Here is a 7,699-nt window from a genome sequence, read left to right as displayed (position 1 = left end):
GAACACGTGAATGCCAATAGTTAACTGCGATGATTCGCGAGCCGGTCGAAGCAACTGATGCATCGCTGGATCGCCGAATAGTTATTTGATTTGCGCTGTTAAATATCCGCTCGCCCTCCGGTGTCGAGCGGAGAAAAGTCCATTTTGCGAAATTTATTCCACAACGACGACAATTCGCAGGCTCTACACCGAGCTCACTGTCACACCAGCATTGCGCAGATCAGAAAGGGCGCTTGGATCGGATGACCGCCGCGAGGTATTCGTAATCCGCGGCCCGCGCGGAAGACCCTCGATAAGCTAGCCCGATCGTGCGGCCGGGAGCGGGGGCCGCGAAGCGCGCGGTGTCCAGATTCGCGCGCGCGGTCTCGGCGGCAACCGCCATCTCCGGAATGAGCGTCACCCCGAGCCCGCCGGCCACACACTGCACGACCGTGGTCAGCGAGGCGGCACGGGTATCACCGACCGTCCCGGGTTGTACATCGGCCGAGCGGCACAGGTCCAGAGTCTGATCGCGCAGGCAGTGACCCTCGTCGAGCAGCAACAGCGGCAGGTCGGCGAGAGCGGGCGCGGCCAGGTCGGTGCGGCCGGCGAGGTCGTGTCCACGGGGCGTGACCAGCACGAATTCCTCGCTGTAGAGCGGGATCTCGACCAAGCCGTTGGCTTCGGTCGGTAAGGCGAGCACCGCCACGTCGAGCACACCGGTGCGCAACCCGTCCAGCAGCCGCGCGGTCTGGTCTTCCACCACCTGGGGCAGCACCCCGGGCAGTTTGCGGCGCAACTCGGGCAGCAGTCCGGGCAGCACATACGGGGCGACGGTCGGAATGATGCCCACACGCAGTGTGCCGCCGAGGGTGTCGCCGGTCGCCGAAGCCACGAATCGATCGGCGGCTTCCAGGGTCGCCATGGCCTGCGGCAGCAGTCGCATTCCGGCGGCGGTCACCAGCACGCGGCGGGTGCTGCGCTCGATCAGCTGGAGCCCGAGTCCGTTTTCCAGTGATGCCAGTGCCTGCGATAACGTGGGTTGACTCACAGTCAAACGCGCTGCGGCGGTGCCGAAATGCCGGTATTCGGCGACGGCCACGAACGCACGCAGCTGCGACAGGGTTGGCTGATAAGTCTGATCACTCACACCTATCAGTGTACGACCAGCAATCGGCTTTACCTTTCAGTAGGCTGACATCAACCACACCACGAATGAGGAGACGAAGCATGGCTCTGCTGACCATCGGCGACCAGTTCCCGGCATACAACCTCAAGGCCGTCATCGGAGGCGACCTCTCCAAGGTCGACGCGCAGCAGCCCGACGATTACTTCACCCAGATCACCAGCGACGACCACGCCGGCAAGTGGCGCATCGTGTTCTTCTGGCCCAAGGACTTCACCTTCGTGTGCCCGACCGAGATCGCCGCGTTCGGCAAGCTGAACGAGGAGTTCGCCGATCGTGACGCGCAGGTGCTCGGCGCCTCGGTCGACAACGAGTTCGTGCACTTCCAGTGGCGCGCACAGCACGAGGATCTCAAGACCCTCCCCTTCCCGATCCTGTCGGACCTCAAGCGTGAACTGGCCACCGCCGCCGGCGTTCTCAACGCCGACGGCGTCGCCGACCGCGCCACCTTCATCGTCGACCCGAACAACGAGGTGCAGTTCGTCTCGGTGACCGCCGGTTCGGTCGGCCGCAACGTCGACGAGGTGCTGCGCGTGCTCGACGCCCTGCAGTCCGACGAGCTGTGCGCCTGCAACTGGAAGAAGGGCGACCCGACCATCAACGCGGGCGAGTTGCTCACCGCCAGCGTCTGACCCACTTCCCCACCGAAACACCCTGAAGGAGCCCCACTGTCATGAGCATCGAGAACCTGAAGAACTCTCTTCCCGAGTACGCCAAGGACCTCAAGCTCAATCTGTCCTCGCTGGCCCGCACCACGGTGCTCAACGAGCAGCAGCTGTGGGGCACCCTGCTCGCTTCGGCCGCCGCCACGCGCTCGGCCACCACCCTGCGTGAGGTCGCCGAAGAGGCCGCCGACGTGCTCTCGGCCGAGGCGTACGACGCCGCGCTGGGCGCCGCGTCGATCATGGGCATGAACAACGTGTTCTACCGCGGTAAGGCGTTCCTGGACGGTCGCTACGACGATCTGCGCGCGGGTCTGCGGATGAACATCATCGGCAACCCCGGCGTCGACAAGGCCGACTTCGAGCTGTGGTCGTTCGCGGTGTCCTCGATCAACGGCTGCGCGCACTGCCTCGAGGCGCACGAGAAGACGCTGCGCGAGGCCGGTGTGTCGCGTGAGGTGATCTTCGAGTCGCTGCGTGCGGCGGCGATCGTCGCCGGTGTCGGCCAGGCGGTCGCGTCCACCGAGGCGCTGGCTTCGGCGGCCGTCTGATTCGTCGGTTTCGCGCCTGCTTTTCAAGGCCCGGCGGCCCCGATCCGGATTCCGGATCGGGGCCGTTGCCGTGCTGGGAGCGGACGTGTCCGGGGGCTCGCGGGTCGGTGGGCCCCGCGCGGCGGCCCGGTAGGCTCGCGATCATGAACGCACATGATGTGCCCGATGCCCCGGACATCCAGGTCGAGGTCGTCCGAGTGTTCACCGATCCGGCCGGAAATCTCGGCAACGCGCTCGGCATCGCCCGCGCGGGCGATGTCGTCGCCCTCGACAAGCAGGAACTGGCGGCCCGGCTGGGGTTCAGCGAAACCACGGTCGTCTCCGATCCGGTCGACGGCGTCGCCGACGTCCGCATCTACACCCCGGCCGTCGAGTTGCCCTTCGCCGGGCATCCCACCGTCGGCACCGCGTGGTGGCTGGATGTACAACACACACCTGTGCACACCTTGCGGGTGCCCGCGGGGCCGGTGGCCGTCAACCAGACCGACGGCTTGACCTGGATCACCGCGCGCGCCGAGTGGGCACCGAAGTTCGCCTTCCAGCAACTGGATTCGGTGCAGGCGCTGGCGGCCTTGGCACCCGTCGACTTCACCGACGGCCAGCATTTCTTCTGGGCCTGGACCGACGAGTCACGTGGCGCGCTGCGCGCCAGGATGTTCGCGCCCGCCATGGGCATCGCCGAGGACGAGGCGACCGGGGCGGCGGCGGTCGCGCTCACCGCCCAGCTGCGCCGCGGGCTGATCATCACCCAGGGGCAGGGCTCGCAGCTCTACACCGAGTGGGACTCCGACGGATGGGTTCGCCTCGGCGGACGGGTCGCCGAAGACCACGTGGTGGTGCTCTAACTCTCCGGTTGACCGCCGAAGCGGCGCAACCAGGGCGGTCTGGCCGCCCAGTGGCCGCGTCGCTGTGGCGCGGCGCCCAGGTCGGCGAGGATGCGGGTTTCGAGCGCGCGGGGCGGGGTGTGCTGGTCGTCGGCGGCCAGCAGCGCGAGCACGTCGTGCACACCGCGCACGCGGGTGGCGAACTGCGACAGACTGTTCGGGGTGGTGGCGGTGAGCTTGTTCTCGATGTGGTGGTGTTCGAGTTCGGCGACCGCGTCGAGCGCGTAGGCGTCGGCCAGGGACAGGACCGAGCCGGGCGGGCACCACGACTGCCTGGCCGTCCACCGGGGGATCCGCTGTTCGGCGAGCCGTTCGATGCCCTCGGCCAGCAGCCTCGTCACCATCGGTACCCGCAGACCCAGTTCACGGCCGATGGTGCGGTAGGTGCGGCCCCCGTAGTAGGCGAGGACGAAGACCTCGCAGTGGCTGTCGAGGGGGTCGTCGAAACCGAGTCTGGCCGCGGCCGCCAGCCACGGCATGTCGTCGCCGCCGCGGCGGTCCAGACGCAGGCGCTGGACCGCGAGTCGATGGATCTGGGCCAGCAGCCAGGATTGATCGGGGGTGAATGCCGGGCTGTCGCGGGCGATCCCGGAACGATCCGTCCCGAGACGTTCGGTGTCGATGCCGACCGCGCTCGATCGTTCGACATCGACGTGGCCGAAAGCCCGTTGGTCGGCGTCTACACGCTCGGTACCGATATTTCCCGAGCCGATGACCTCGGCTGGGTGGTCCGCGCGGGAGCCGGGGAGACCGTGGACTGCGTCTTCAGCGCCCGCGTGGCGTCGGTCCGGGTGGTCCGTGCCGAGGTGATCCGGATCCTCGGTGCTCGCGCCGTCGGGCAGGCGGGCACCGTCGTGGGAGTAGACGACGCCGCGACCGAAGGCGACATCCATCCCACCGTAGGTGCGGGGGGTCAGATCGGATCGCTGTTCGGTCGCGACGAACGCCGAACGCCCCCACGGTGTCCCGAGGTCCGGCCCGGGACGCGACAGCGGGGCCGGCTCGGTGTGGTCGTCCCCGGATTCCGCGGAGGGGAAACCGGGTTCCCGGCCGGTGTCGTCCTCGTCGACGATCCACTGCGCCGATCTCGCCCGTCGATAACCTTCGCGGACCACGTCTTCGGCGGCACCGCGACGGTGCAGCACCCGCAGGGCCAGCCCGAACGCGGCGGCGCCGGTGGCGCGGTAGAGCGCGCGCATCTCCTCGCGATCGTCGGCACCGGCCACGATCGGGGGTATCCGCGGACCGGCGCCGCGCGACCCCGGCGGCGGTTGGGGACCGCGCTGCCCACTCATCGTCGAATTCCTGCCCGCACTAAGGCAATTCGCAGCGCGAGCGGTTGTGGATCGGTATTCACCGGCCGATCGCGGCGATCAGCATGAACGCGGTCCCGATGTCCATCACCACATGGGGCACCAGCGCCGAGGTCAGCGGGTGGGAGCCGGCGGGATGAACGAAGCGGTGCCAGCGTGACCGGTGACCGGCCGTACCGAGGACGAGCAGCGCGTCGAGACCGAACAGCACCGCCAGCACGACGGCGGGCCAGCCCGCCGCACCGGCGCCGTGCACGGCCCCGTGCCCGGCCATCGCGTACAGCATCGCCGCGGCGGCGACGGTGTGATAGCCCAGCGCCGGCACACCGTCGGGCGTCGAACCGGTGCGCCATCCGACGACGCGTTCGGCGAGCAGGATCGCGAACGCCACGGTGAGGGCGGTGAGCAGTCCGCGCATCGCGTGCGGGTCGGTCGCGGCGGGGAACACCAGCATCGCCAGCATCACCAGACACATGAGCAGGTGCGCGCTGTCGGAGGCGGTATCGATCCGGTGCTCCGACGGGGTTCGCCTGGTCAACCGGGTGGCCACGATCAGCGATGCCAGGACGAACGCGGCGACCACCGGCCACCGCACGAACGCATACTGCTGCACGAAATCGGCCACACCCCACCACTTTCGAGTCGACACCCGCGTCACCATGCTCGCACCCGTACTGGTCGCCCCGGGGCGTTTTCCGCGGTCGGGTGGTCCCTGGGAGACCCGGATCGACGGGCTCCGGTATCGATCTGCAAACTGGACTTATGACCGATAACCCGACTGCTGCGGTCGACCAGCTTCGCGTGGTGGCCGATGACCTCACCGGCGCGGAAATCCGGACTCTGCTGGCCGCCCACCACGCGGAAATGGCGGACACCACCCCTGCCTGCAGCATGCACGCCCTCGACCTCACCGCCCTGCGCGATCCCGCGGTCACGGTGTGGAGCGCGTGGTCCGGCGACGACCTCGTCGGGTGCGGCGCGCTGAAGGAGCTCGACGCCGAGCACGCCGAGATCAAGTCCATGCGCACCGCCGACGGGCATACCGGCCGTGGCGTGGCCGCCGCCGTGCTCGCCCACCTGGTCGCGGTAGCCCGGGAGCGCGGGTACCGGCGGCTGAGCCTGGAAACCGGCGCCGAGGACTTCTTCGCCCCCGCCCGCCGCCTGTACCTGCGCCACGGGTTCGCCGAATGCGGTCCGTTCGGCAGCTACTCCATCGACCCGCTGAGCCGCTTCTTCACCCTGCGGCTCGATCCTCGCTGATCCCGGATCGGCGTCCGCCCCGCCATGCTTTCGGCTCAGCGCAGACGGAAGACCGGGCCCTTGGGGGCGAACGGTAGGCACGCCCCCGCGGGGACGAGAAACGCGTGTTCGCGGCGGATCCGTACCGCGTCACACTGCCCGTCGGTGATCACCAGAATCGGGCCGTCGACCGGGAAGTCCTCGGCTCGTTCGAGCAGGCGGATGCCGGGCTGCAGGAACGTGGCGCCGCGCCCGCGGACCCGCACGCCGGCGGCGATTTCCTCCACCGGCAGGTAGCCCGCGTCGTAGGCGGCCGCGTCGCAGTAGACGACTCTGGCTCGTGGCACGTCTCGGGCCAGCGCGTAGGACGCGATCGCGCCGAGCCCTTTGCCGAGCAGGGTTACGTCCATCGAACCCGAGGTATCGAGGACTACCCCGAAGGTCGGTAACCGCACGTTCTCCTCGGGGCGCACCCACGCCGGTCGCGGGATGTCGGGTGTCGAGGCCTGTCGGCGGGAGGCGCGAGCATAACTGCGCCGGGTGTCGATGGTGGGAACGTGTTCGTCGAACCACTGGGCCAGCTGCGCGTCCCACGGCAGCGGTGGCTGGTCGAGCGCGCGGATCGCCTGTTCCAGTGCGGCCGGGACATATCCGCGGCCGCTGTCGGTGTGGTAAGCCAACCCCGTCGTCAGCGCGCTGCGGTAGTACTCGTCGAGGTCGACGTAGCGGCCCGCGCTACCGGGGTAGGCCAGCGGTTCACCCAGGACATCGCCGAGGCCGCGTCCGCGCAGGGTGGCGAGTTTGCGGAGCCGGCGCAGGTCGACGGCGATCCGGTCGTAGATCTCCTCGGCGGAACAGCCTTTCAGCGACGGGTCGTAGAGCAGGCCCTCCGGCATCTGACCGACCTTCATCTCGACCAGCCAGCCGTTGACCACATAGTCGCAGGCGATATTGAACAGGTAGTGGTCGCGCCAGTCGGCGCGTTCGCCGTGACGCAGTGCGGCGTGCAGCATTTCGTGGGCGAGCACGAACCGCCACTGCTCCTCACCGAATCCGATCAGCGGGTTGACGTAGATCTCGGCGGCTTCGGCATTCACCGCGGCGATCGAAATATTCCAGCTGCGTGCCAGTTCCGCGTCGGCGACGACGGTCATGCCCGCGGCGAGGGCCCCGAGCAACGGAAACGACGATACGAACCAGCCGAGCGCGCTGTCCCACGGGGTGCGGTGGCGCAGTACACCGTCGGCGGTGCGTTCTCCGCCCGCGGTGGCCAGCGCCGCACGGGCGGCGGCCGCGATACCCCTGGCGAACCGGGCGGGGTTGTCGACACGTTTCGCGGTCTCGGCCGAGGTGAGCAGGAAGTCGGCGAACCCGGTGCGTGCGAAGGCATCCGGCACGGCCGTATCGCGCCAGCGGGCAGCGGCAGCGTGCTCGTCGGCCAACTCGGGTGTCGGCGGGATGTCGGTGGGGCGGGTGCCGATCTTCATCGTCGTCAGGTAGGTGTCGACGGCGGCGCAGCAGGCCGCACGATAGGCCGGATGCGGTGCGCGCACGTCTCGCCGGCCCTCGGGGTCGCCTGGATCGAGGCCGGTGATGTTGGCGGGCACCGTGTTTCGCGGATCGAGGTGACCGAATCCGGCGTGGAGCAGGCAATGCGCGAACACCCACGCCCATTCCTGTGCGGTGGCACGGCGTTTCGGGTGATAGCCCACGTAACTGCCGCTCAGCCGCGCCCACACCGCACGAGGAGTCCGCTCGTCGAGGCGGTACAGCTGGGTGGCCAGCGGCCGCAACGCCGGGTGAGCGCACGCCGCCTTCCAGCCGTCGTCGACCGCCTGCTGCCACGGATCCGCGACCGTGCGCCGCTTGCGTGCGGTGGCCATGC

Annotated in this window: 8 protein-coding genes; 4 read left to right on the top strand and 4 right to left on the bottom strand. The window is 68.9% G+C overall.

Annotated features, from left to right (window positions below; genetic code table 11):
* Window positions 1-220: 220 nt before the first annotated feature.
* Window positions 221-1,129 carry a hydrogen peroxide-inducible genes activator gene (locus ACFTS5_RS01715; RefSeq protein WP_378626641.1) on the bottom strand — a complete coding sequence of 303 codons (909 nt, stop codon included), beginning with the start codon at window positions 1,127-1,129 and terminating at the stop codon, window positions 221-223.
* A gap of 80 nt (window positions 1,130-1,209) precedes the next feature.
* Here ACFTS5_RS01715 and ACFTS5_RS01710 point away from each other — a divergent pair, with 80 nt between their 5' ends.
* From ACFTS5_RS01710 to ACFTS5_RS01700, 3 genes are all read left to right on the top strand, one after another.
* Window positions 1,210-1,797 (top strand): peroxiredoxin, encoded by a 588-nt coding sequence (locus tag ACFTS5_RS01710; protein WP_056811330.1) that lies wholly within the window; start codon window positions 1,210-1,212, stop codon window positions 1,795-1,797.
* A gap of 41 nt (window positions 1,798-1,838) precedes the next feature.
* Window positions 1,839-2,378: a carboxymuconolactone decarboxylase family protein gene (locus ACFTS5_RS01705; protein ID WP_378626640.1), complete on the top strand. Its 540-nt coding sequence runs from the start codon at window positions 1,839-1,841 to the stop codon at window positions 2,376-2,378.
* Window positions 2,379-2,521: 143 nt separating this feature from the next.
* Window positions 2,522-3,223 carry a PhzF family phenazine biosynthesis protein gene (locus ACFTS5_RS01700; protein WP_378626639.1) on the top strand — a complete coding sequence of 234 codons (702 nt, stop codon included), beginning with the start codon at window positions 2,522-2,524 and terminating at the stop codon, window positions 3,221-3,223.
* On the opposite strand, the gene ACFTS5_RS01695 is transcribed toward ACFTS5_RS01700, so the two are convergent.
* Together ACFTS5_RS01695 and ACFTS5_RS01690 are read right to left on the bottom strand one after the other, a co-directional pair.
* Complete coding sequence (locus ACFTS5_RS01695) at window positions 3,220-4,557, bottom strand: hypothetical protein (RefSeq protein ID WP_378626637.1); 1,338 nt, start codon at window positions 4,555-4,557, stop codon at window positions 3,220-3,222. The two genes, ACFTS5_RS01700 and ACFTS5_RS01695, sit on opposite strands and share 4 nt — an antisense overlap.
* Before the next feature lie 58 nt (window positions 4,558-4,615).
* Entirely contained in the window at window positions 4,616-5,224 is a 609-nt protein-coding gene (locus ACFTS5_RS01690) for a DUF5134 domain-containing protein (RefSeq protein ID WP_378626635.1), read from the bottom strand.
* Between the two features lie 113 nt (window positions 5,225-5,337).
* Between ACFTS5_RS01690 and ACFTS5_RS01685 the strand changes: the two genes are divergently transcribed.
* Window positions 5,338-5,835: a GNAT family N-acetyltransferase gene (locus tag ACFTS5_RS01685; RefSeq protein WP_378626633.1), complete on the top strand. Its 498-nt coding sequence runs from the start codon at window positions 5,338-5,340 to the stop codon at window positions 5,833-5,835.
* A gap of 35 nt (window positions 5,836-5,870) precedes the next feature.
* On the opposite strand, the gene ACFTS5_RS01680 is transcribed toward ACFTS5_RS01685, so the two are convergent.
* Complete coding sequence (locus ACFTS5_RS01680) at window positions 5,871-7,697, bottom strand: hypothetical protein (protein WP_378626632.1); 1,827 nt, start codon at window positions 7,695-7,697, stop codon at window positions 5,871-5,873.
* Window positions 7,698-7,699 lie beyond the last annotated feature (2 nt).

This window comes from Nocardia sp. NPDC056952 (genome assembly GCF_042674185.1).
GTDB lineage: Bacteria > Actinomycetota > Actinomycetes > Mycobacteriales > Mycobacteriaceae > Nocardia.
The sequence above is the reverse complement of the archived record's forward strand: the minus strand, read 5'-3'. Positions and strand labels throughout refer to the sequence as shown.

Bases quoted from the DNA above. Each gene is read 5' to 3' on its own strand.
- ACFTS5_RS01695 (WP_378626637.1), bottom strand. From the start codon at position 4,557: ATGAGTGGGCAGCGCGGTCCCCAACCGCCGCCGGGGTCGCGCGGCGCC.
- ACFTS5_RS01685 (WP_378626633.1), top strand. From the start codon at position 5,338: ATGACCGATAACCCGACTGCTGCGGTCGACCAGCTTCGCGTGGTGGCC.
- ACFTS5_RS01710 (WP_056811330.1), top strand. From the start codon at position 1,210: ATGGCTCTGCTGACCATCGGCGACCAGTTCCCGGCATACAACCTCAAG.
- ACFTS5_RS01700 (WP_378626639.1), top strand. From the start codon at position 2,522: ATGAACGCACATGATGTGCCCGATGCCCCGGACATCCAGGTCGAGGTC.
- ACFTS5_RS01680 (WP_378626632.1), bottom strand. From the start codon at position 7,697: ATGGCCACCGCACGCAAGCGGCGCACGGTCGCGGATCCGTGGCAGCAG.
- ACFTS5_RS01705 (WP_378626640.1), top strand. From the start codon at position 1,839: ATGAGCATCGAGAACCTGAAGAACTCTCTTCCCGAGTACGCCAAGGAC.